At 48.1% G+C, this 21,540-nt stretch carries 26 protein-coding genes; 13 read left to right on the top strand and 13 right to left on the bottom strand.

The window, feature by feature from the left end; translation table 11 throughout:
* Window positions 1-334: 334 nt before the first annotated feature.
* From SYNC_RS03390 to hisF, 6 genes are all read right to left on the bottom strand, one after another.
* The gene (locus SYNC_RS03390) at window positions 335-625 is read right to left on the bottom strand and encodes a hypothetical protein (protein WP_148201825.1); all 291 of its coding nucleotides are present in this window, start codon (window positions 623-625) and stop codon (window positions 335-337) included.
* An 812-nt stretch (window positions 626-1,437) separates the two neighbouring features.
* Window positions 1,438-2,004 (bottom strand): hypothetical protein, encoded by a 567-nt coding sequence (locus tag SYNC_RS03380; RefSeq protein ID WP_237699267.1) that lies wholly within the window; start codon window positions 2,002-2,004, stop codon window positions 1,438-1,440.
* A 216-nt stretch (window positions 2,005-2,220) separates the two neighbouring features.
* Window positions 2,221-2,574, bottom strand: coding sequence for a hypothetical protein (locus tag SYNC_RS03375; RefSeq protein ID WP_011618646.1), 354 nt, complete (start codon window positions 2,572-2,574; stop codon window positions 2,221-2,223).
* 83 nt (window positions 2,575-2,657) lie between these two features.
* Window positions 2,658-3,359, bottom strand: a complete 702-nt coding sequence (ubiE, locus tag SYNC_RS03370; RefSeq protein ID WP_011618645.1) for a bifunctional demethylmenaquinone methyltransferase/2-methoxy-6-polyprenyl-1,4-benzoquinol methylase UbiE — start codon at window positions 3,357-3,359, stop codon at window positions 2,658-2,660.
* A gap of 7 nt (window positions 3,360-3,366) precedes the next feature.
* Entirely contained in the window at window positions 3,367-3,567 is a 201-nt protein-coding gene (locus SYNC_RS03365; protein WP_041426375.1) for a hypothetical protein, read from the bottom strand.
* A 46-nt stretch (window positions 3,568-3,613) separates the two neighbouring features.
* Window positions 3,614-4,405, bottom strand: a complete 792-nt coding sequence (gene hisF / locus SYNC_RS03360) for an imidazole glycerol phosphate synthase subunit HisF (RefSeq protein ID WP_011618643.1) — start codon at window positions 4,403-4,405, stop codon at window positions 3,614-3,616.
* Between the two features lie 54 nt (window positions 4,406-4,459).
* Here hisF and SYNC_RS03355 point away from each other — a divergent pair, with 54 nt between their 5' ends.
* From SYNC_RS03355 to SYNC_RS03345, 3 genes are read left to right on the top strand one after another with little or no spacing between them, the layout of a single operon-like run.
* Window positions 4,460-4,681: a DUF2862 domain-containing protein gene (locus SYNC_RS03355; protein WP_011618642.1), complete on the top strand. Its 222-nt coding sequence runs from the start codon at window positions 4,460-4,462 to the stop codon at window positions 4,679-4,681.
* A gap of 11 nt (window positions 4,682-4,692) precedes the next feature.
* Entirely contained in the window at window positions 4,693-5,646 is a 954-nt protein-coding gene (chlG, locus tag SYNC_RS03350) for a chlorophyll synthase ChlG (RefSeq protein ID WP_041426374.1), read from the top strand.
* Window positions 5,643-7,664: a transglycosylase domain-containing protein gene (locus SYNC_RS03345; protein ID WP_011618640.1), complete on the top strand. Its 2,022-nt coding sequence runs from the start codon at window positions 5,643-5,645 to the stop codon at window positions 7,662-7,664. Before chlG ends, SYNC_RS03345 begins: the two co-directional genes overlap by 4 nt.
* On the opposite strand, the gene SYNC_RS03340 is transcribed toward SYNC_RS03345, so the two are convergent.
* Both SYNC_RS03340 and SYNC_RS03335 read right to left on the bottom strand, forming a co-directional pair.
* Window positions 7,642-8,985: a 16S rRNA (cytosine(967)-C(5))-methyltransferase gene (locus SYNC_RS03340; protein WP_041426373.1), complete on the bottom strand. Its 1,344-nt coding sequence runs from the start codon at window positions 8,983-8,985 to the stop codon at window positions 7,642-7,644. The genes SYNC_RS03345 and SYNC_RS03340 overlap by 23 nt on opposite strands.
* Entirely contained in the window at window positions 8,978-9,355 is a 378-nt protein-coding gene (locus tag SYNC_RS03335; RefSeq protein ID WP_011618638.1) for an MGMT family protein, read from the bottom strand. The genes SYNC_RS03340 and SYNC_RS03335 overlap by 8 nt, the downstream gene beginning before the upstream one ends.
* Window positions 9,356-9,459: 104 nt before the next feature.
* Between SYNC_RS03335 and SYNC_RS03330 the strand changes: the two genes are divergently transcribed.
* Window positions 9,460-9,663, top strand: a complete 204-nt coding sequence (locus tag SYNC_RS03330) for a hypothetical protein (RefSeq protein ID WP_041426372.1) — start codon at window positions 9,460-9,462, stop codon at window positions 9,661-9,663.
* Window positions 9,664-9,668: 5 nt separating this feature from the next.
* Here the strand turns inward: SYNC_RS03330 and SYNC_RS03325 are convergent, their stop codons facing one another.
* A complete protein-coding gene (locus SYNC_RS03325; RefSeq protein ID WP_041426896.1) occupies window positions 9,669-9,995 on the bottom strand; it encodes a glycine zipper 2TM domain-containing protein in 327 nt (108 codons plus the stop codon).
* Complete coding sequence (locus tag SYNC_RS15120; RefSeq protein ID WP_255321993.1) at window positions 9,992-10,126, bottom strand: hypothetical protein; 135 nt, start codon at window positions 10,124-10,126, stop codon at window positions 9,992-9,994. The genes SYNC_RS03325 and SYNC_RS15120 overlap by 4 nt, the downstream gene beginning before the upstream one ends.
* Here SYNC_RS15120 and trmH point away from each other — a divergent pair.
* A complete protein-coding gene (trmH, locus tag SYNC_RS03320; RefSeq protein ID WP_011618635.1) occupies window positions 10,125-10,814 on the top strand; it encodes a tRNA (guanosine(18)-2'-O)-methyltransferase TrmH in 690 nt (229 codons plus the stop codon). The genes SYNC_RS15120 and trmH overlap by 2 nt on opposite strands.
* Window positions 10,815-11,062: 248 nt before the next feature.
* On the opposite strand, the gene SYNC_RS03315 is transcribed toward trmH, so the two are convergent.
* Complete coding sequence (locus SYNC_RS03315; RefSeq protein ID WP_041426371.1) at window positions 11,063-11,632, bottom strand: peroxiredoxin; 570 nt, start codon at window positions 11,630-11,632, stop codon at window positions 11,063-11,065.
* 503 nt (window positions 11,633-12,135) lie between these two features.
* Here SYNC_RS03315 and SYNC_RS03305 point away from each other — a divergent pair.
* From SYNC_RS03305 to SYNC_RS03290, 4 genes are all read left to right on the top strand, one after another.
* Window positions 12,136-12,723 (top strand): ferritin, encoded by a 588-nt coding sequence (locus SYNC_RS03305; protein WP_011618632.1) that lies wholly within the window; start codon window positions 12,136-12,138, stop codon window positions 12,721-12,723.
* 510 nt (window positions 12,724-13,233) lie between these two features.
* The gene (locus SYNC_RS03300; protein WP_011618631.1) at window positions 13,234-14,103 is read left to right on the top strand and encodes a cation diffusion facilitator family transporter; all 870 of its coding nucleotides are present in this window, start codon (window positions 13,234-13,236) and stop codon (window positions 14,101-14,103) included.
* A 102-nt stretch (window positions 14,104-14,205) separates the two neighbouring features.
* Entirely contained in the window at window positions 14,206-14,550 is a 345-nt protein-coding gene (locus SYNC_RS03295; protein ID WP_011618630.1) for a hypothetical protein, read from the top strand.
* A gap of 82 nt (window positions 14,551-14,632) precedes the next feature.
* Complete coding sequence (locus SYNC_RS03290; protein WP_041426895.1) at window positions 14,633-15,337, top strand: membrane protein; 705 nt, start codon at window positions 14,633-14,635, stop codon at window positions 15,335-15,337.
* A 37-nt stretch (window positions 15,338-15,374) separates the two neighbouring features.
* On the opposite strand, the gene SYNC_RS03285 is transcribed toward SYNC_RS03290, so the two are convergent.
* Window positions 15,375-15,836: a hypothetical protein gene (locus SYNC_RS03285; protein ID WP_148201824.1), complete on the bottom strand. Its 462-nt coding sequence runs from the start codon at window positions 15,834-15,836 to the stop codon at window positions 15,375-15,377.
* A gap of 314 nt (window positions 15,837-16,150) precedes the next feature.
* Between SYNC_RS03285 and SYNC_RS03280 the strand changes: the two genes are divergently transcribed.
* From SYNC_RS03280 to SYNC_RS03270, 3 genes are all read left to right on the top strand, one after another.
* Complete coding sequence (locus tag SYNC_RS03280) at window positions 16,151-16,408, top strand: FeoA family protein (protein WP_011618627.1); 258 nt, start codon at window positions 16,151-16,153, stop codon at window positions 16,406-16,408.
* A 37-nt stretch (window positions 16,409-16,445) separates the two neighbouring features.
* Window positions 16,446-18,287: a ferrous iron transport protein B gene (gene feoB / locus SYNC_RS03275; protein WP_011618626.1), complete on the top strand. Its 1,842-nt coding sequence runs from the start codon at window positions 16,446-16,448 to the stop codon at window positions 18,285-18,287.
* 110 nt (window positions 18,288-18,397) lie between these two features.
* Complete coding sequence (locus SYNC_RS03270) at window positions 18,398-18,931, top strand: ferritin (protein ID WP_011618625.1); 534 nt, start codon at window positions 18,398-18,400, stop codon at window positions 18,929-18,931.
* Window positions 18,932-19,041: 110 nt separating this feature from the next.
* On the opposite strand, the gene SYNC_RS03265 is transcribed toward SYNC_RS03270, so the two are convergent.
* On the bottom strand, window positions 19,042-19,368 hold the full coding sequence (locus tag SYNC_RS03265) for a TM2 domain-containing protein (RefSeq protein WP_148201823.1): 327 nt from the start codon (window positions 19,366-19,368) through the stop codon (window positions 19,042-19,044).
* A gap of 314 nt (window positions 19,369-19,682) precedes the next feature.
* Here SYNC_RS03265 and SYNC_RS03260 point away from each other — a divergent pair, with 314 nt between their 5' ends.
* The gene (locus SYNC_RS03260) at window positions 19,683-21,374 is read left to right on the top strand and encodes an iron uptake porin (RefSeq protein WP_041426892.1); all 1,692 of its coding nucleotides are present in this window, start codon (window positions 19,683-19,685) and stop codon (window positions 21,372-21,374) included.
* Window positions 21,375-21,540: the final 166 nt, after the last annotated feature.

Here is a 21,540-nt window from a genome sequence, read left to right as displayed (position 1 = left end):
TGAAGGGTTAGCTCTCTTGTATTTCTCAACCGCTAAGCCGATGCAGTTCTCAGCTGACATATCACGGTAAGTATTCTGAGCAAATGAAGCGTTGCATTCCTGCTGAATGCTACTAAGAACTTCAGGCGGAACTCCATTATCCGCAAGTACAGCACTGGAACCCATCAGGCTACTTACTACTAACAACGCGATCATTTTAATCATTTTGCACCCTTAAAATCGCATGCTAATTACGTGCATCATCGCAGTCAAACCATTGCAACGCGTACGTAACAAATGCTACTTGCTTTTCAGATTATTAACAACGCGCAGCGACATCTGTATTCGATTATTTTTATTCTTTGAAAGGGCATCCTTTAAATCGTTTTTGAACAATTTTGATTGCTTGCTCTACCGCTAATCTTGGTGCATCATCTTTAGCTCCCCTCATAAAGCCCTCGGCAAACTTCTCAGCTGTTGACTTAGATACGATGCCTTCTTGCAGCAATGAGCATATTGACGCCCCTGATCCAGAGACAAAGCCATACCAAAAACTAAAATCATCAAGGTTAGCTTCAGCACGAGCAGGGATACTGATGCTCAGCAGAGCCAATGATCCAATTGATGTTGCAAGCAGTCTTCTCATGATTTCTTGCAATAGCCTTGGATTGTTAATATGAGATTCAGCTTAGCAGGAGATATTTGTCGCTACTCTCAATTGATTGGTATAAAACCAATGTCTAGTCCTGCTTTAACAGAGGTTAAGGAATCAAGCACAGCGATGTTGAATTCTTTCTCCAAATTCTCGTCAAAGTCAAGTTGGTAGTTGCTTAACGCCTCCTTGTGCATCCCACTCACTAACGACACGCCAGTTTTCATTAGATAAGCACTCGTATGCGTATGAACCTACTTACTTATCGTTGATACCATCGGTCTTCTACTGATGTCCTGGAAGTGCATATCGATCAGGGGGTTAGAGGGCATGGTTGGTATTGCTCACTGCATTCCGTACGATCGCAAGCCTTGGAGCGCAGACCGGGGGAGCTAAAGATCTTTGTAGGGCACAGGCTTCTAACCTAAACAAAGAAGCAATTGATCAGCACACCACCCGGACAACAAGCCGATGCATGGAAGCACGCTCTCGCCACAGACTGATTTAGTAGCGACTTGCTCACTATTTCGTCATACCTCCGCTGACTGAAAAGCCAAAATGACAGAGCGAAAGCAAGACGCGCTGAGAGGGGTTGAGATCCCTCTCATTTTTATTGGCTCCTGATTGAGGCCCCACTGAGGTTGATGGCTCTGCCTTCCCACGGCGCAACAGTTGCCGTCTCTTCAACATCACCAGCTCACCATTTCGCATGCCCCTGCCCTCATCCATAAAGGTCCTTCAGGGCCAGAGACCTCTACAACAAACAATCAGCTCTTCAAGAGCCTGAATAACTAACTGGCCATCAGTTAGTAGCGAAACTGCTGAAAGACCTTAACAGGCGTCTCTTTGCCTTCTTCTGAACGACTGACGATTTCATCACGCGCAACATCCAATTCAATGCATTCAAAAGACCGCAGCTCTTGATCATCAATGCATTCTCGACGCTGATATTCAACTTTGTTCACTTTCCGATCCTGAATAGTCTTTTTCTGAGGAATCTTGACAGCGTCGCCAACAGTTGCTTCATGCGGGCCAAACGAACACAACTCCTTAGCCAGGTTAGTTTCAGCCTTTTGAAGGCAACGATTGTAATCAGCCTCTATTTTTCGCCTCATAGATTGATCAATCTGAGATTTTAGTTTCTTTTTTTCGATCGCCGTCACTGGCACCGTACGCCGCACCGTTGTAAGCGTTTCCACGACATAAACTCCGCCGCGGGAAATCCATTCATTCGCCGCAGTTTCAGCCTCCTCCCTGGACTGAAAAATGGAACCATCAATCTCACTTGAAGCAGGAACTGTGCGCCTTGCGTTGGAGTAAAAGAGACCCGCATAAATCAACATGCCAACCAAGCCGCTACCGACAACGGCCACGAATAAAGCCAGCGTGGAGGGCCCTTTCAATCAATAACGAGCAAGCAATAAAAATCTAGCAGGCATCAGCCAAGGAATAAGAATCAACGATTTAAGCAAACAACAAAGATCTCAATTCAATCGATTTAGACCAGATCAAAACCAAAGATTGCGACACCGATCCAATTTTGCTCGAGCAAGTCGTCCCATCAAGAGGAACAACCCACACGTCTGGACTTAACCCTTTGCGAAGCAGCGATCAAGATGTGCGATGGCGTACTGATGACGCGAGCGAGAACGGGACATGCTTGGTCTAATGATCCCCAACCAAAAGCATCCGTCTCCCTGAACGACCAGTACAGGCTTGCTCGCCCGTTTTCCCTGGGATTTCAGCAACGACAGGCTGAGCTTCTCCGCGACCTCCGCACCTCTCGGCTTCGATCGCAGCCTGGCCAGCACAGGATTCACCTGTGCCACGGGAAGAAAGGTGGCCTCTTGGGACTCGGTTACCAGGATCATCCCGTCTAGCCAGGCCACCTCCACTAAAAGATCTTCAATCGAAGCCAGTAACGAGGGGATCGGGAAGGCCAAACGGACAGCTCCGTTTCTTAATGTTTTCTTCCTAATCCCAAATCAAGCTCTGTCGCGAAAATCTCAACAGGCCTCAAACTTCCTTAACGAATTAAAAGCAGCACACCCATCTGTCCGCCGACCAAACGTCGATGCTGTGCCGATGTAAACCCAGCAGCAACTGCCTGACTCTCCTGCTCCGCTCCGGTTAGGAACTGATTCACGCTCGTTTCCAGATAGGCGTACTGGTCGGCAAGCCCCATGCCAGCGGCGATAGGAACCACGACCCGACGCAGGTAGATCCGCTGAAAAGCTGCCGCTGCACTGCCTTCTGGCAACCGGTTGAAATCCAAAACCGCCGCGCGCCCGCCGGGCTTCAGCACCCTTGCCATCTCCTGAAAACCCAAGAACGGGTCTGCCAGGTTGCGTAAGCCATAGGCCATCACAACCCCATCGAAGTCTTGATCCGGCAACCCGGTTTCAAGGGCATCCGCTTGCATCCATTGCACCCGGAGCCAAGGCTCGCGGCCTGCTCGTTCAGCAGCCAAGGTCAGGGGTGCCTCTGCGGCATCAAGCCCCAAAACCGAACCGTCCGGTCTCAACTTTCTTGCCAGGGCAAGAGCGAGATCACCTGTTCCACAACACAGATCCAACCAACGCTCATCAGGTTGCGGACTCAGCCAAGACAGAAGTTGACGTTTCCACTGTCTGTGCAGCCCCAAACTCAGCAGGTCATTCAGCCGGTCATAACGAGGAGCTACTGCGTTGAACAACGCCTCCACCGCAGCAGGATCACGAGGTTTCACGAGCAGCTCAAAGAAGCAATCCGTTCAAAGTCATCACCATCACCGTGGCCAAACCAACGGCAGCTGAACACACCAAGCAGCCCGCAAGCATCAACGAAAATTCTTGTTGGTCGATAGCCGACTGCATCAATTGCAGTGCCCACACCAGCAAAGCAATCACCACCACGACCAAGAGAATCCCCACAGGCAAGGCCTGCTGACGCGTCATAAATGGCAGACCACCTGTCAAAAATCACCTTCTCAATGCCTCTAATTTAAGACTCGCTCTCAGGCTCTAAGGGCCTGATCAGCAAACCGCGTCCTTGCAAATCCAGCTTGATTTGCTCAACGCTGAGCACTCCGTCATGGAGGAGTGAAGCCAGCAAAGCGGCCGAGGCCTGGCCACCCTCCGGCCCGGAATCGAGGGCTGCAGCGATGTGATCCATGCACCCGGCCCCACCCGAGGCAATCACTGGAACCGCTACAGCCTGCGCCACCGCTCTCGTGAGCGCCAGGTCGTACCCCGCTTGGGTTCCATCGCCATCCATCGACGTGAGCAAAATCTCTCCCGCGCCAAGGGCCGCAACCCGACGCGCCCAGTCCACCGCATCCAATCCTGTGTTTTCACGGCCTCCTTTCACATAGACATCCCAGCCACCACCAGGCCGACGCCGCGCATCAATCGCCACAACAATGCACTGACATCCAAACCGCTCAGCCCCTTCAGAGACCAGCTCAGGGCGACGCACCGCCGAGGAATTGAGACTCACCTTGTCGGCACCAGCACGTAGAAGTTCAGTGATGCCCTCCACTGACGCGATTCCGCCTCCCACCGTGAACGGGATCGTCACACTCGCAGCCGTACGACGCACGAGGTCAACCAACGTGGCGCGTCCCTCATGACTGGCCGCAATATCAAGAAACACCAATTCATCGGCTCCGGCCTCGCTGTAACGACAGGCCAATTCCACGGGATCGCCTGCATCACGCAGGCCCACAAAATTGACACCTTTCACCACCCGGCCCTTGGCCACGTCGAGGCAGGGAATCAAACGAAGAGCGACCATGTCAGTTGAAAAGAGGCTGTTAGGGTTGCGGCCACTTCTCAAGCCTCGCAGGCCATGTCAAAGCAGACGTCAGTCACGATCGACATCGGCTCAAAGGTCCGGGTCACCCGAGTCCGCGATCGCATTCCAGCTGCACTTGTGGAATTACTCAAAAAAGACTCCACTGGCACCGTGGTTGATTTCCGCACTGTCGACGGAAAAGGAATTGGCGTGATCGTTCAGCTCAGTGATGGCTCAACCAGCTGGTTCTTCGAAGACGAAATCGCTCCAGGCTGAGGATTGACCAAGTGAGTGACGCCCGTCAGCTGCTCGGAATGAAAGGTGCCAGTGGCACCTCCAACATTTGGAAGCTGCGCTTGCAGCTGATGAAGCCAGTCACCTGGATTCCCTTGATCTGGGGGGTTGTTTGTGGTGCCGCTGCCAGCGGCAATTACGAATGGCGTCTTGAGCACGTGGCCGCAGCGCTGGTTTGCATGGTGATGAGTGGCCCTCTTCTCGCCGGCTACACCCAAACCATTAACGACTATTACGACCGTGAGATCGATGCGATCAATGAGCCGTACCGGCCGATCCCTTCGGGGCAGATCAGTCTCGGCCAAGTCAAAGTTCAGATCTGGGGCCTGCTGATCGCTGGTTTAGCGGTGTCTTGGGGTTTGGACGTGTGGGCTGGGCACAGCACTCCCGTGTTGTTTCTGCTCGCCCTTGGCGGCTCTTTTGTGAGCTTCATCTATTCAGCTCCTCCCCTCAAGCTGAAACAGAACGGCTGGTTGGGCAATTACGCTCTCGGGGCTAGTTACATCGCCCTGCCCTGGTGGGCGGGTCAGGCCCTCTTCGGCCAACTCACCTGGGCGACGGCGCTGCTCACGCTTGCCTACAGCCTCGCTGGCTTGGGGATTGCGGTAGTAAACGACTTCAAAAGTGTGGAAGGTGATCGCGCTCTAGGCCTTCAGTCACTCCCTGTTGCATTTGGGATTGGGCCCGCAAGCTGGATCAGCGCTGGGATGATCGACCTCTTCCAACTCCTGATGGTTGCGGTTCTGATCGCAATCGGGCAGCATTTTGCAGCGGTTCTGCTGGTGTTGTTGATCGTGCCTCAGATCACTTTTCAAGACATCTGGCTGCTTCGCGATCCAGTTGAATTTGACGTGAAATATCAAGCCAGTGCCCAGCCCTTTCTTGTGCTGGGAATGCTGGTAACAGCTTTGGCGATTGGCCACAGTCCCCTGACGCAGGCAATGTGAATCGCACCCGTCGTCACTGGATCCTGATCGCAGGCGTCGCCGTTGCGATTGGTAGTGCTGCTGCGCTAGGGCAGGCCACAATCACGCGAGCAATTGATTCCACATTGCCGGATGCAAGAGGGATCAATTTTTTCAATCGGCCTGGAACGATCACGCTCCTTTCGACCAACGGCAAGGTGATCCAAAAACTCGGGCCAGCGACCCGGGAGAAAATCAAACCAGGGCAAATGCCCCAGCTCGTGATGCAATCCTTCATCGCAGCTGAAGACCGCCGCTTCTTTGATCACGACGGTGTTGATATCTGGGGAATCGGACGGGCTGTCGTCACAAATTTGAAGCAGGGCTCTGTTCGCGAAGGTGCGAGCACGATCACCCAACAACTCGCCCGTACGGTGTTCTTGAGCCAGGACCGGACAGTCACGCGCAAACTCAAAGAAGCGGCGCTGGCCTACAAGCTCGAGCGGCAATTGAGCAAGGAGCAGATCCTCGAGCAATATCTAAATTTTGTGTATCTCGGATCCAGCGCCTATGGCGTCTCCGATGCGGCTTGGGTGTATTTCTCCAAGCAACCTGAGGAGCTAACCCTCCCAGAAGCAGCTCTCATCGCTGGGATGCCACCAGCTCCCTCGCTCTATTCCCCACTGGTCAACCCCGAGATTGCCCTGCAAAGGCGCAGCATCGTGCTCAGCAGGATGGAGCAGGAAGGGTTCATCACCTCGGGGGAAGCCGAAGAAGCTCGCAACAGCCCCCTGGCACTGAAACCTGCCATACCGAAGTACTACAACAGCACGGCTCCCTATTTCACAACGTGGGTGGCCCAACAGCTGCCTACCTTGCTCACCCCGGAACAACTGGAGGTGGGAGGCCTCAAGATTCGCACCAGCCTGAATCTCGACTGGCAACGCAAAGCCCAGAAGGTGGTGCGTGAAATCGCACCGAATGGCACAGAGGGCGTCATCGTTTCGATTGCGCCCGGCACCGGATTAGTGCGCGTGATGGTGGGAGGGAAAAACTTTTACTCCAGCCAGTTCAACCGCGCCACACAGGCACTGAGATCGCCAGGTTCCACCTTCAAACTGTTTCCCTATAGCGCAGCGATTAATGCGGGCGTTAAACCAGAAGATATTTTCTTAGACAAACCGCGCTGCTGGAACGGTTACTGCCCCAAAAACTTTGGTAAAAAATATTTTGGCAACATTTCTCTCGCCGATGCCTTAAAGAATTCGCTCAACACGGTTGCAGTGCAATTGCAAGACAAGGTGGGCTTTGACCCCATCATTGCGATGGCCAACAATCTCGGGATTGGCAACCAACGTCCTCTCGGCCGGTATTACCCGATGGCCATCGGTGCCTATGAACAAACCGTTCTGGATATGACAGCCGCCTATTCCGCTGTGACCAACCGCGGTGTGTACGTGAAACCAACCGCCTTTGAAGAGATCCTTGGTCCTGGTGGAGAGGTGCTTTGGAACCGCAGAGTGGATGGCGACCGCGGCAAGCGTGCCATGGATAGTGATGTTGCCGACACCATGAATTGGATGCTGCAGCGGGTGGTGAGCGGTGGCACTGGAATTGCAGCCAAGCTGGATGATCGCCCGGTGGCCGGAAAAACTGGAACATCAGAGGGAGGAAGAGATATCTGGTTCATCGGCTCTATTCCCCAACTCACCACTGCCGTTTGGTTTGGTCACGACAACAATGCCGAGACCAAAAGCAACAGTGGCGAATCCGCGTGGGCCTGGAAGCAATTCATGAATCAAATCAAGTCTGAATTCCCGGCACAGAAGTTTCCTGCCAAGCCCAAAACTGTACGACCGGTTCTTCCACGACCTGGGAAAAAGAAAGCGAGCAACCCCAACAAACCAAACCCTGGTGATGGCCCCCTTCCGGATCGTGATCTGTTTGGTGACACCGATGATCCAGCGAATAACAACTCAGCCGCACCCACACCGCGCTACGTGAGCCCATCTGGCGGTCCCCCGGTGGATGAATTCTTCAGGCCCTTACCGGTGCAGTGATCACTGCGGTGTAAAACCCATCACCTCCCTCGGGATCTGGCCAGCGCTGCTGCTCGGACTCCAGCTGAAAGTCAGCATGATCCTGAAGCAGCTTGTTGACCTGTGCCAGATTCTCGGCAGGGTGAATCGTGCACGTTGCGTACACCAATCGCCCACCAGGAGCGAGCAGCGGCAGCATCGCCGCCAGCAATTGCGCTTGCAACGGCAACAGCTCCTCCACCGTGGCAGGCGTGACGCGCCAACGGGCATCTGGATGTCTGGACAAGGTCCCAAGTCCCGAGCAGGGAACATCCAGCAGGATGCGTTGAAAGAAACCACGCCATTCGGGCTGTTGCTCAAGGAGGTTGGTCGCATCCGCTGCCAGCGCATGGATCGAACCACATCCCAAGCGTGCCGCGTTGGCAGCCACTCGCTTTAAGCGACCCGCTGAGCGATCCACCGCCCAGATCTCACCCCCATCCCCCATCAGCTCCGCCAGATGGGTTGCCTTCCCGCCAGGAGCGGCGCAAGCATCAAGAATCCGATCTCCAGGCCGAGGCGCTAACAGCGGAGCAACCCCCTGGGCAGATCGATCCTGCACGCTCCAATGCCCCTGTTCAAAACCAGGCCAACGTCGCAAATCTCCTGCAGGCGCAAGCACCTGCAACCCATCAGGGCAAGCATCGATCGGTTTCGTAGGTACCCCCGCCGCAGCCAATTCAGCCGCCACTAAATCAGGCGAGCTGCACAAGCGATTCACCCGCAGATCCAAGGGGGGCACTTGATTGCAGGCGACAGCCACACGCTCGGCCTTGTCAGGACCAGACCAGCTCAACAAGCTTTCAGCAAACCAAACAGGCAGGGAATGACACAACGCCAGACGTTCGGCGGATTGGTCAGGCACGGGCAGGGTCTCGCCGGCCTCCTTGGCGCGAAGGGCCGAGCGAAGCACCCCATTCACCACGGGCGACAGCTTGGAGAGCCGCTGACGCTTAGCAAGCTCCACCGTGGTGTCCACCGCAGCTGAAGCAGGGATGCGCTGCATGCGCAGGACTTGGTAGAGGCCGAGATGCAAGAGCCAACGCAACCGGGGCGGTTGTTTATGAGCTGGAACTTTGCCAAGACGATCCAGCCAACCATCGAGCCATTGACGCCAGCGAATACATCCATAGGCAAGCTCGGTGGCCAAGCCACGATCCGCTGGAGACAGCGGATTTTGACGAAGGGCCCGCTCTAGAGCCACATCGGCATAGGCACCCGCAGCAACGGCCTCAAGCACCTCCAAGGCCAAACGACGGGCCGGTAAACCAATTTTTGCGCCGTTGACTTTGGGCTCACTCACGTGCAATGGCGAATTGGTTGATCTCTAGAGTTAGCGCCTCGAGGTCCGGCTTCCAGAGAAATCGCTTCAAAGGGAGCCGACCTTCTCCATCCACAGGGATTCCCTCTGCGATCAAAAGCTGCCGCTGCATCCAATCGGACCCCTCGCGACTGAGATTCATCGAAATCCGTCCTTTGGCATTCACAACGCGCTGCCATGGCACTTCAGAAGGCAAGCTCAGCCGGCGCAGAGCCCACCCCACCTGACGCGCACAGCCCCAAGCCCCGATCCAGTCAGCCACCTGGCCATAGGTGGCCAAATGACCATGAGGAATCAAGCTGACGGCATGCCAAACCCGCTCATCGAAACTCCTTTCAGTGGTGGTGTGCATCAAATGTTTTAATCCTCAGCAACCCACCACTAGGTCGCTCGTTGCGAGCCAGTTCGATAGCTCGGCCGACTCACCTCAACGATCAGGTTTACTTTCCAGGTCTTATGACAACCCAAGACAATGGTGATTTACGAATCGATCTGTCCCTAAGTCCAGCAGACCTCAGGCTTCTGTTGGATGCAGTGAGCTACCAACTCGAGCGTTGGCCAGGCGGCGAGCCCTATCAGCAAGAGGATTTACACACCATGCAAACCCTCTTACAAGCCGCAATTTTGGAAGCCAATTTTGGCTCAACAGGAGGTCGATGAAGACATCAGCCCCCATCCACCTGGCAACCCAGTAGAGCGCCAGCGGCACCACCAACAGGAACACCCACCCAGCGGCCGTTGCCCCGTGACAATGCAGCGCCAATGCCAGCACCCAACAAACCTCCGATCACGCTGCCTTCAATGCAACTATTGGTGTCTTGATTGTTCACATAGACATCGCGACGATTTGCACCGATCCAAGGATCGCGAGCTGAACCGCCATAACGCTGATTCACATAGACAGATTGATCGTCATAGACATTGATTGGCCTAGCCAAAGAAGGTGCAGCCGACAGCAGCATCAAAGCAACAGCAAACCCGGCGCGTTTCATGGTGTGAGAAGCAACGATTCCATGGTTCTGCAAACCAACGGGAAATCAATGACTGAGCCCAGCGCACGATGCGTCTGGATGTGACCGAGAGCGGCATCCCATACCCTCAGGGATAGAGAACGATGCGCCATGCCCATCCTTCCCCGTCGTTTCGAGCGGTTGCGTGCGGTATTGAACCAACGCATGGCCAACCTCACCGTTCTGGTCGAGCACGTGGACAAACCCCACAACCTCTCAGCCATCCTGCGCAGCTGCGATGCGGTTGGCGTCCTTGAAGCTCATGCCGTGAGCCTCAGTGGCCGCTCACGTACCTACAACAGCACAGCCCAAGGCAGTCAACGCTGGGTGCCCTTGCACAGCCACCCCAACATCGAGGAAGCCGTTAAAACACTGAAAGACAGAGGTTTTCACCTGTATGGCACCAATCTGAGCGTGGATGCACTCGATTACCGCGACTGTGACTTCACAGGTCCCACCGCCTTTGTTTTAGGAGCAGAAAAATGGGGACTCAGCGAAAACGCCACCAAGCTGATGGACACAGACGTATTCATACCGATGCGCGGCATGGTGCAGTCACTCAACGTGTCAGTGGCCACCGCCACCCTTTTGTTTGAGGCACTGCGTCAACGAGAAGCAGCTGGACTTGCCCCCTCCGATGGAGAGGGAATCCCAACAGAGAACTACGACAATGTGTTGTTCGAGTGGGCCTATCCGGACGTGGCGATGTGGTGCCGAGAACAAGAACGCCCTTATCCAACACTCAATGAAGTGGGTGAGATTCGAGAAGAACTACCACGAACCGCAAGATTGAAGTATTAACAACGATCCAGGCATTGCGAAAACAGCGAAGAGACAAACAAATCAACAAAAACAATCAAAAAATTATGGTCTCAAAACCTTCAAACAATCAACGAGATTAAACGCATCAACCGAGAAAACTCGAACGGTTCAAGGCCATGAAAGATCTTCACAGCCTTGACACATATCTAGACGCAAGCAAACAACTCAAGGGAGAGAAATTATCGCTTCATAAAGAAGATTATCGAACGATAACTAAGGAATAAAACTTATCCCACAAAATCATTTGGCTTGGCAATTCCCGACGAAGTAGATCCCTTGAGATATGCAATCATCGTATCGGCATCAGAGACCTCAAACGGATCATCAGGGCAGCAGTCAGCGAAACCAGGTTCAATAAAAATCTTTTCGATAGTCCCATTATCTACCAGCATTGAATATCGCCAAGAACGCATGCCAAACCCAAGGTTGTCTTTGCTAACCAGCATTCCCATTTTACGAGTAAATTCACCATTGCCATCAGGCAGTAAAAATATATTTTTTACACCAATATGCTTCCCCCATTGAAACATGACGAAAGCATCATTAACAGAAAGGCAAATCACCTGATCCACGCCCTGGGAACGGAACTCATCATAAAGCTCTTCGTATCGTGGCAAATGATTAGAAGAACAGGTTGGAGTAAAAGCTCCGGGGAGAGAAAAAAGAACAACTTTTTTGTTGTGGAAGATTTCTGCCGAGCTACGATCTTTCCAAACAAAAGGATTGGTTCCACCTACGCTTTCATCACGAACACGAGTATGGAATACAACATCTGGCACTTGATCGAAGCTTTTCATTTGAATCAACGCTTAGGAAATTAGGAGACAGTCCCAACTTCATCAGGATAGAGGAGGGCAAGACAGAACGCCCAAGAAGCATTATTTGTTTCATAATTTCGTATTGATAGATACGCAAAGGCTTTAACAGGACGCGTTTAACCTCAACGATGGAGACAACAGGCACTGCAATAAGAGCTGTCAACGATCAGGCCGATGACTCTAATCGATATAAGTTTATGACGATGCTTAAAGCCAAGGCTCATCACAGCATCGAGGCAATGGGCCTACCAGGGCTAAACACTGAAGAGAGAATTAATCGACCAACCACAGCACGGGCAAACACTAATTGAAAAAGATTATCAACAGCAATTGTTCGGATTACTTGATACAAGCATCGAAAGAAAGGTCTAGTTGAATGTGATTCTCAACAGCATATTATCACTCGATAATGTTCGGTTAATACCCCTTACAAATTGGCAAAAGTGCAATAGAACAGAGAAGTCCTCCTTTTGGACATAATCATGACTCAAACACCAGCAACAGCTCAAGGCAGGCTCGCCATTGCAACAGGCCCTTCTGGTCGTGCAATGGCAGAGACGATGACACAAGAGATGGTGGAACAGCTACAAGCCCATCTCAATCTGGAAAGGCAGTCTTCAGCGGCCTACTTCGCAGCAGCGATCTGGTTTGCAGAGCGCGAACTGACTGGCTTTGCTGAATACTTGCGCAATGAGGGTAAGCAAGAGCAAGAACATGCCGCAAAATTCGCTGACTACCTGATCTCCCGTGGTCAGACAGTTGAATTAGACACGATTGAAGCACCTCGTCAGACATGGCCTGACCCAGAAGAGGTGATCGCCAATGTCTTCCGCATGGAAGCAGACGTCACAACCTCTGTTCTTCTGCTGTATTCAATAGCTGAGCGTGCCTCTGATCAGAGAACAACCGTATTTCTTGATCCAGTTGTGGATGATCAGAGAATCTCTGAACATGAGGCGGCCTATCTATTAGGAAGGGTCAAGTACGCCAATAATGAGCGTGCGGCAATGATGATCATTGACGCAGAGCTCAGGGAAGAAGAAGCAAAACCAGCAAAGCTTCAATCATAAGTTCTGAAATAAGGGCTATACAAACTAAAAGCATGCCACTTCAAGTTGTAGCTTCTTGATAAACAGATCAACACTGCCTAACCCCGCCAAGTGCGGGGTTTTTCATTGTGGATCAGCTACATAGAGAAAGTTTTGAAATGCTGAACACCAAAAAGAAGAGGGAAAGCTGCGGCGACACGATAAGGGAACCCAACAAAACAACGAAGAACACATCAAAACATCTACCACCTCAAAACCTAAACAAAGAAAAGAATAGAAATTCAATCCATAGCAAAAGTGAAATTTAAATCGAGAGAAATTCAGTTGTGGAACAACAAAATTGGATACGTAGACAGTCCAAGCGAACAGAACGAGGTGGCACTACACAATAACAATTACGAGGAAGTCAAATATGTACCAAGGGGGCATGAGAATAGCCTCAGTCTTCATGTACAAATAGGTAGAGCATATGTCACAGGCTTCCAACCAAAACTATATTCTGAACTAAAATGAGTGGTTTAACAATTCTTTGTGAGCCGTCATTCATCTCAGGCACACCGTAACGCCTTCCGTTGGTCAATAACCCTGAATGCAGGCCTAAGTGGTCTTCAGATTGTAGTGGGCATCACATTTGGTTCAATTGCTCTCATCGGTGATGCAATCCATAATTTCGGAGATGTGATTGGACTAATCATGGGCTGGGGAGCAGAGACCCTTGGCCATCGAGCACCAACCAGTCGTTTTAGCTATGGACTTGGACGCTCGACTCAATTAGCGGCGGTAGCAAATGCCGTTTTAATTTTGATGGCTTCTGCTGTGCTTTGCGTTGAGTCCTTTCAACGATTTAGCAATCCGGTTCCTCTAGTAACCGGACCAATTGCTTGGGCTGCAGTTGCTGGTCTAATTGTGAATCTCGGATCAGCAAAACTATTTGGAGATCATGATCATGATCTGAATAGGAAGGGTGCTGTAGTTCATTTACTCAGTGATGCAGCAGTTTCTGCGGCTGTACTTTTAAGCACGCTTTTGGTGGGAGCCACAGGTTGGTACTGGTTAGATCCACTCACAGGACTTCTCGTAGGTTGCAGTATTGGCTGGATGGGTATTGGACTTTTAGGAAAAGCATTAGCAGAAACAATGGATGCTATTCCTGATTATATTGACATCAACAAAGTAAAATCTACGCTCCAAAACATAAAGGGGGTTGAATCGATTCACCACTTACATATTTGGCCCTTGAGTACATCAAGAGTTGCCCTAACAGCTCATATAGTGCGATCTTTATCGCAAAGCGAAGCTGATCATAATTTAATTTCAACGGCAAGCAGCAAAATGAATAGTTTAGGCATTGATCATTGTACGTTTCAAGTGGAAAGTGTTGACGATAACTGTGATAATTAATAAATCTTTTGATTAACTTACAGAAGAGGAGCTGCGAATCATATGTACTTGCGTCCCCTTGCTAACCCGATTAAAGTTAAAAGAATCAGAAAATCATGAGACGTGATTGCTTGTTACCTTCAAAAGCTAACAAAAAGATTTCAGAAACGTAAAAATATTGAATGGGAAGAACTTAGATTAATTGTTGAATCCCAGGATGTTTCAGCGCTTAATGACTGGCTCGCAGAAACTGCGAGGCTTGCTTTGAATCTTGAAAACAATTTCAAGGCTGCCTCCAATGGACAACCAACTAAGTACTGCATGAAGAAAACAGTTGATTTAGAAGACAACTACAGACGAAGGGCTGCGGCGTACAAAAAAGCAATAGATAAAGACTTAATTCACGACAGCCATCTTCCAAGGCTTTATTCTTCTTTGATATTTGAATTTATAAACAAATACACTTAGATGGAGCAAGGTTGATCTCATCTAAACACGCCAAACAAAACAATCAAAACAAAATGAACTTAATTGTTTGCATGATAATGACGTGATTCTGATTCTTCCTGCCATCAGCATGGCGATCGGTGGGATTCTCGCTAGCCGATTCAATCCAGGCAAACTCCTGCGCGGAATTGTCGCCCATTTAGTTGGTGGTTTAGTTCTCGGTATCGCCGCAGCGGATCTAATGCCAGCTGCTAGCCGCAATGATCATCCATACGCTCTCGCAATTGGCTTCTGCCTCGGATTCGTTCTTCTGTTGGTGATCAACACTCTTCTGCATGGTCCCAAAGCGAGCTCTAATGGCAATCAGTCTCAACCGATGCTCCTACTGATATTCCCTTTTGTAGTAGACAGCCTGATAGATGGTTTAGTAGTTGGAATCAGTAACGAGGCAGCCCAACAGAAATGGGTAATTCCTGTAGCTGTCGGACTCGAAATGGGGCTAGCAACCTTAGGTCTCGGGACATTATTGGGACGGGGAGCTGGACGATGGCGCAGCAGATTGGCTGGTGGAGTGATGGCTCTGACATACCTAGTAGGTTTGACATTAAGCAAATACCTGACCAATGATCTCCATGGCCCGGCCTTAACCGGAATGCTGGCCTTCGGCACCGCAGCTCTGATTTATTTGGTCGTGGAAGAAGTCATGAAGGAAGCTCATTCTCGCGGAGAAAATGATTCAAGTATCGTGAATGTGGCCTTCTTTATCGGTTTACTCTGTGTCTGGCTTCTAGACAGTTCCTCCACTTAATTCAGCCATTCACTTCTAATGATGTGATTGAAAGCAACTAAGCAATTTCTTCAGTCCAAACACTATTAAGCTCCGAAAAGACTAAATTCTCATGAAAATTATTATTCCAATGAATATAAAGCTGATCAAATTCATCGCTCCATAGATCTGGAACTAAAAGTTCAGAAGTAAAATAGTTATCTTGAATCGATGCATTGTAAATATTGAATAGAGCCATCCAGAATGGCTCGCTACTGTCCGACATTCGCAGCATAATATCTTGCTTTTCTCCATTAACGATAAAATTGGGAATCATATAAAATTTGCCGACACGCCTTTTAGATTTGATGATATGTCCCTGCTTAACCAAATGATTAAATATTGCCAACTGACCTCCAGCTTGATCCAATTGCTTAAAGGCAACAATCGCTTTTTTTGCGGCTTTTTCATATCTTTGCCTGGAAAGATACCGTGCAATGATTGAGCGCCTTGAATACGCAACAATAAGAACAACGATCAAAACAATAATCTCGAATTCCAATAAAAACATTAAATTCCTTTATTTTTCAATAGCGTACACCTTTGAGCAGAAGCTAAAGTTGTCAAATGATTGATTACATTGCAATAATTGATAACAAAGAAATATATGCCAATTCTAAAGACTTTCAACTTGTAGCCTTTGATTCAACATCAGTAGTAATTTGTTGCTTGCCTGAATTGCTCGTTTGTTTACTATTAGCAAGTGTTTGACTTGCTGGTATCGAATATATTACCGATCTTCATTCAATTTTCACTGCCATTAATGCCCAACCTTGATTTCTTTGCTAACACAAAATGACTACTGAATTTACATTGAGCGATTTAGATGTATCAGATGGCACAGCAACAGTCGTTGATATTGTTAGCGATGGTTCTCAAATAGGAGATGGCTTCAGGGATCGACTAATCGCAATGGGTTTACGCAAAGGTAAAACAGTCAAAGTTCTGCGTAAAGCCCCCGCTGGAGATCCTTATCAGGTACGAGTAGGTAGTACAACAGAAATTGCGATTCGGAAGACAGAAGCAAAATTAGTTTTGATTTCTAAATCTTAAATCTTCCAACTGTTCATCTCTCTCAACTTCAAATTTCATGATTGTTGCAAGCTCAGCCTCGTCAATCCAAACCAAAAACAAGATCCCTCGGATCGTGTTTATAGGGCAGCCGAACACAGGCAAATCTACTTTTTTCAACACAGTTACCAAGTCAAATGCTGGGGTTGCTAACTGGCCGGGATTAACTGTTGATTTTATGCAGGCTAATCTGGACTATAATGGAAAAACGTATGAGTTTGTTGACCTCCCCGGGATTTATGATTTAGAAGGATTTACAGAAGATGAATTAGTCGTACAGAAATTCCTGGAAAATTATAATTTCGATCTCATTGTTTGTGTGATTAATGCTTCGCAAATTGATAGGCAGATTTTAATGCCTCTTCAAGTACAGAGATTAGGTCTCCCATGCGTCTTAATGCTAAACATGGCAGACGAAGTCAAACGCTTTGGAGTAAAGATCAATACTAAGGAGTTATCTGAAACGCTCAATATGCCTGTTTTTACGATCAGTGCGAAATACGGTAGTGGGTGCGTATTAGCGATACAGGGTATTTGGGATAAATTGCAAACAATCGATGATTCTTATAAGTGTAGTGATATAGCTACCTTTTTCCGAGACAATAAAGTTACTGACAACGATATGGATGAAGTAACTCGGATCGGCGTTGAAATGCCCTCCGAAGATGTTACTACCTTCAGTAATCGATTGGATTCAATCTTATTGAACAGAGTTGTTGGCTTGCCAATTTTCTTTGTATCCATGCTTGCAGTTTTTCTGGCGATTTGGTTCGTGGGAATGCCCTTGCAAGATCCAGTGGGAAACTTCACTGATTGGCTTCAAGGAGCAGTTATCGAGCCTTCTCTTTCCTTTCTCCCTGAGGGTTTTAGTGCTTTTATTATTAATGGTCCTTACGCTGGATTCGCGGCATTGCTCGGATTTGTTCCGCTAGTCGCCTTCTTCTTTGTCGTTATGACTGCATTAGAAGATAGTGGTTATTTATCAAGAGCTGCATACTTAATGGATGCACTTATGCGTTCTGCGGGTTTAGATGGTCGAGGATTTGTTCTTCAATTGTTTGGATTTGGCTGTAATGTTCCAGCCATCATGGGGACCAGAACGATTAGATCTAAAACTCAAAGATTACTTTCAATTTTAATCATACCTTTTGCTCTGTGCTCAGCAAGATTACAAGTTTTTGTATTCTTCTTAGGAATCATACTACCGGGGATTGCAGGTGGATTCGCTCTATGGTTGCTTTACATTATTAGCTTCGTAGTTGCGTTTGTTTTGGCCATGATATTTAACCTGAGTGGTCAGTTCAAGTCTAAAGATCCATTCGTTATTGAATTGCCCCCTTACAGAACTCCCACTTTCAAACAGGTTGCTTTAAATGTTTGGAGTGAAATGACAACCTTTGTAAGGAATCTTGCAATATTCATGATTATTGGCACATGTATTACTTGGTATCTCACAAATTATCCAGGTGGGGCTGAAGGAATGAATACATATGCAGGGCGAATTGGTACATTTTTCCAACCGTTGATGGCGCCATTAGGAATCAACCCATTGCTTACAGTCTCTTTGATTATCGGGTTCGTTGCTAAGGAAGTACAACTCGCAGCTGTTGCAACGATGTATGGACTTGGTGAGGGAAGTGATGCTTTAAAAACAACATTGGGTGGTGTAATTACTTTCCGACAAGGATTTAGTTACTGCCTCTTTAGTTTGCTTTATGTACCATGCTTGACAACTGTCGCAACCATTTGGGGGGAAACCAAATCAGCTCGTTTCACTATTTTCTCGGTAACGGTATCGATGGTGGTGGCATGGGTAGTTGCGTTTAGTTTCTATCAATCCTGGGGCTTAATATTTGGTTGATTGACTAGCCAAGAAGTCACACACAGCATTTTATGAAAAGCACTGTGTGATTTCTTAATTCCAAATTTGCATTAACTCTAAACTCTTCATTCCACAATTTTCAATCTATTATGAACGAACTAACCTCTGCTATCAACAATCACCTTGCTTGCGAATTTCAGGCAAGTCATACTTATCTTGCGATGTCCATTTGGCTCCGTGAAAAGGATCTGATTGGATTCTCAACATATATGGAGACTAAAAGCAATGAGGAAAGAACGCATGCATCTCGCATGATTGCTTTTCTCGTTGATAACGATGAAAAAGTCGAACTTCCATCGATTAATGCTCCAGATCACGAATGGGAGTCCCTAGAGGCACTGTTTTCAAATGTTTATTCTATGGAAAAAGAGGTGACAGCCTCAATTAATCATATTTATGGAATTGCAGAGCGCCTAAACAATAGACCTGCAACTGTGATGCTTGACTGGTTTATTGATGAGCAGGTTAAAGAAGAATCTGAAGCTCGTTTTATCTGCAAACGACTTAAATTGGCCAACACAAATACTGCAGCAATGCTCTTGCTTGACCAGCAATTCTTTGATGGTACATTCTTGGCTAATATGCAGAGCGCATCAGGCTTTAATCCTGCAACTGCCGCATAATTATTTGCTAGGAGTAGGTTGATTTAATAACATTAAAAAGTGAGTTGAAGTTCAAAAGAAAGCGCCAAGGAATAATTTTGGCTAGTGTTTTCTTTTGAATTTCCAGTGATCTAAATAGGCAAACCAGCTTCTGAATATTTTTTAAAAGCATCGACAGCATGATCGTTATTAATTTTTTTGCAAGTACGTTTCATGCATATTGCGTCCACAATGGAAAAGATGAATGGAAGCAAAGTCCAGAAAAATATTAAATAGATAAATCCTCCCTTGCTATCACCAAGCCAGAACCTGTGGACTCCACACCATCCAAGGGTAAGAGCCAAAGCGATCCCAATCGTATATTCTTTATTACTCAGACTAATATCATTGTAAAATTCGAATTTACTAACTTCGCTCATTTTTTTTGTAAGATGCTTGTAGTCTTCGGTTTTTGTCAAAACAATTTACTAGTCTTAAGCTATCCTAACTAAGCTGACAGCAACTTCAACAGTGGCGAAACAAATGATACGGCCTCGATCAATTTCTTATTGATTTGATAATGAATTTGAATGGAGCAAGAATTTGTTTTCTAGGTTTCTCCTTCATTCGGATGACTGAGAATTTGCTGAGAAAGAATTGAAAACTTGAGATAGCCCTCAAGGATGACCTGAAAAACCATGATTGCTTTCTATGTAATATTTGTTTCTAGGAATTCAAGCTGATTGGTTATTGTTTTGTCGATGCATTTTGCGTCATCTTGTGTGAGGACTTTGTGAAACTTTTCCATCAACTGCTGGTGGCTCCAGCTGCCCTGGGCCTTTTGGCACCTGTGGCTGCAAACGCCACTGAGCTCAATATCAATGGTGTGTCTGACTACGCCGCTTCTGGCGAGCAAGTCACCAGCATCACTCAGTTTTCTGACGTTTACCCAACCGACTGGGCTTATCAGGCACTTAGCAACCTGATCGAGCGCTACGGCTGTGTTGCTGGTTACCCCAACGGCACCTACCGCGGTAACAGGGCCATGACCCGCTTTGAAGCGGCTGCTCTGTTGAACGCCTGTCTCGACCGCGTCACCGAAGTGACCGATGAGCTGAAGCGCCTGATGAAAGAGTTCGAAAAGGAACTCGCCATCCTCAAGGGCCGTGTTGACGGACTTGAAGCCCGCGTTGGTGAACTGGAAGCCACTCAGTTCTCCACCACCACCAAGCTTGATGTGCAAGCAAGTTTTGTTGTTGGCGCCAATAATTTTGGCGGTGACCTGAACTATTCTGCTAAGCAAATCAATGAGATTGACCAACGATTCCCAGACGATGGTGAGGGGAATAGTGGTTCAAACTTGCTTTTGGCAGCGGGAGACGCCGGACAAGTTGATTTGACGAAATCAGATTATGTGAACTACGCCAAGAAAAATTTTGGCGCAACCGTATTTAACTATGATACTCAGATGATCCTGAATACTAGTTTTACGGGGAAAGATTTATTAACGACAACTATCAGGTCTGGTAATTTTGGAAGCTCATCTTTTGGTGGTGGGCCTACGACACTTTCAACATTAGAAGTTGCCTCTGAGTCCGAAGGAGGTCCAAACGATGTATTCATCGATAAGATCTTTTACAACACTCCTATTGGTGAGGATTTCACATTTTTTATAGGGGCTAATGTTGGTCAAGATGACATGTTGCCGATATGGCCTTCTGTTTATCCTCAAGGTGATGCATCAACAGTTCTTGATGTTCTAACTCTTAACGGTGCACCTGCTGCATACAACAAAAATCAAGGGCCTGGTGTAGCGCTTAATTGGGAGAAAAATGGATGGACGATTGGCTTGCAATATGTAGCCAACTTAGACAAAGGACCTGACAGTAATCCACAAAAAGGTGGCATTGCAACCGATAATTCAGCTGCAACAGGTACTGTTCAAATTGGTTATCAGTCTGAGCAGTGGGCAATCGCCGCTATCTACAGTTACGTTCAAGACGCCTCTGTTGTTCCGTATTCCACATCCTTTACCCAATTAAGCTATCTTCAAGACATTGATCAATCAGTCAATGCTTTTGGACTTTCAGGGTACTGGCAGCCAATAAGTTCAGGTTTTATTCCTGCTATCAGTGTTGGCTGGGGTATCAATACAACCAACTTTGATGGCAATAGTGCTCCCGACGGATACGTCTCTACCTCCCAATCATGGCAAGTCTCACTGCAATGGCAGGATGCATTTGTTAAGGGAAATACAGCGGGACTTGCCGTTGGTCAAGCTACTTTCGCAACAGATCTCACTGGTAGTGAATCTCCTGATGACGGCAATTATGCCTGGGAGGGTTGGTATAGCTTCCAAGTAACTGATAACATTACTGTTACTCCTGCAGTGTTTTATCTCAGTCGCCCATTAGGTCAGCTAACTCCTAGCAATGAGAGTTTTACTCAACTAGGCGGGCTTTTAAGAACTACTTTCACATTCTGACCATTGTCAAACTCTAAAAGCTTGACATCACCTTCATCGTAAACGTTAAGGCACTTACAATCGATAGGATCTAACTGATCCTATCGATTCAACTTAGGCGATAATTTTTTCAAAAGCTAATCTGAATACCATTAGCTTCAAACAGCAATCTCAGGTATTAATTCAT

The sequence above is a fragment of the Synechococcus sp. CC9311 genome (assembly GCF_000014585.1).
In the GTDB taxonomy this organism is placed as follows: domain Bacteria; phylum Cyanobacteriota; class Cyanobacteriia; order PCC-6307; family Cyanobiaceae; genus Synechococcus_C.
Note: the sequence above shows the minus strand (reverse complement) of the source record. Positions and strands in the feature narration are given on the sequence as shown.

Bases quoted from the DNA above. Each gene is read 5' to 3' on its own strand.
- SYNC_RS03390 (WP_148201825.1), bottom strand. From the start codon at position 625: ATGAGAAGACTGCTTGCAACATCAATTGGATCATTGGCTCTGCTGAGC.
- hisF (WP_011618643.1), bottom strand. From the start codon at position 4,405: ATGGTCGCTCTTCGTTTGATTCCCTGCCTCGACGTGGCCAAGGGCCGG.
- SYNC_RS03280 (WP_011618627.1), top strand. From the start codon at position 16,151: ATGACTACTGAATTTACATTGAGCGATTTAGATGTATCAGATGGCACA.
- SYNC_RS03270 (WP_011618625.1), top strand. From the start codon at position 18,398: ATGAACGAACTAACCTCTGCTATCAACAATCACCTTGCTTGCGAATTT.
- feoB (WP_011618626.1), top strand. From the start codon at position 16,446: ATGATTGTTGCAAGCTCAGCCTCGTCAATCCAAACCAAAAACAAGATC.
- SYNC_RS03305 (WP_011618632.1), top strand. From the start codon at position 12,136: ATGACTCAAACACCAGCAACAGCTCAAGGCAGGCTCGCCATTGCAACA.
- SYNC_RS03330 (WP_041426372.1), top strand. From the start codon at position 9,460: ATGACAACCCAAGACAATGGTGATTTACGAATCGATCTGTCCCTAAGT.
- SYNC_RS15120 (WP_255321993.1), bottom strand. From the start codon at position 10,126: ATGGCGCATCGTTCTCTATCCCTGAGGGTATGGGATGCCGCTCTCGGT.
- SYNC_RS03335 (WP_011618638.1), bottom strand. From the start codon at position 9,355: ATGCACACCACCACTGAAAGGAGTTTCGATGAGCGGGTTTGGCATGCC.
- SYNC_RS03365 (WP_041426375.1), bottom strand. From the start codon at position 3,567: ATGACGCGTCAGCAGGCCTTGCCTGTGGGGATTCTCTTGGTCGTGGTG.
- SYNC_RS03325 (WP_041426896.1), bottom strand. From the start codon at position 9,995: ATGAAACGCGCCGGGTTTGCTGTTGCTTTGATGCTGCTGTCGGCTGCA.
- trmH (WP_011618635.1), top strand. From the start codon at position 10,125: ATGCCCATCCTTCCCCGTCGTTTCGAGCGGTTGCGTGCGGTATTGAAC.
- SYNC_RS03315 (WP_041426371.1), bottom strand. From the start codon at position 11,632: ATGAAAAGCTTCGATCAAGTGCCAGATGTTGTATTCCATACTCGTGTT.
- SYNC_RS03355 (WP_011618642.1), top strand. From the start codon at position 4,460: ATGTCAAAGCAGACGTCAGTCACGATCGACATCGGCTCAAAGGTCCGG.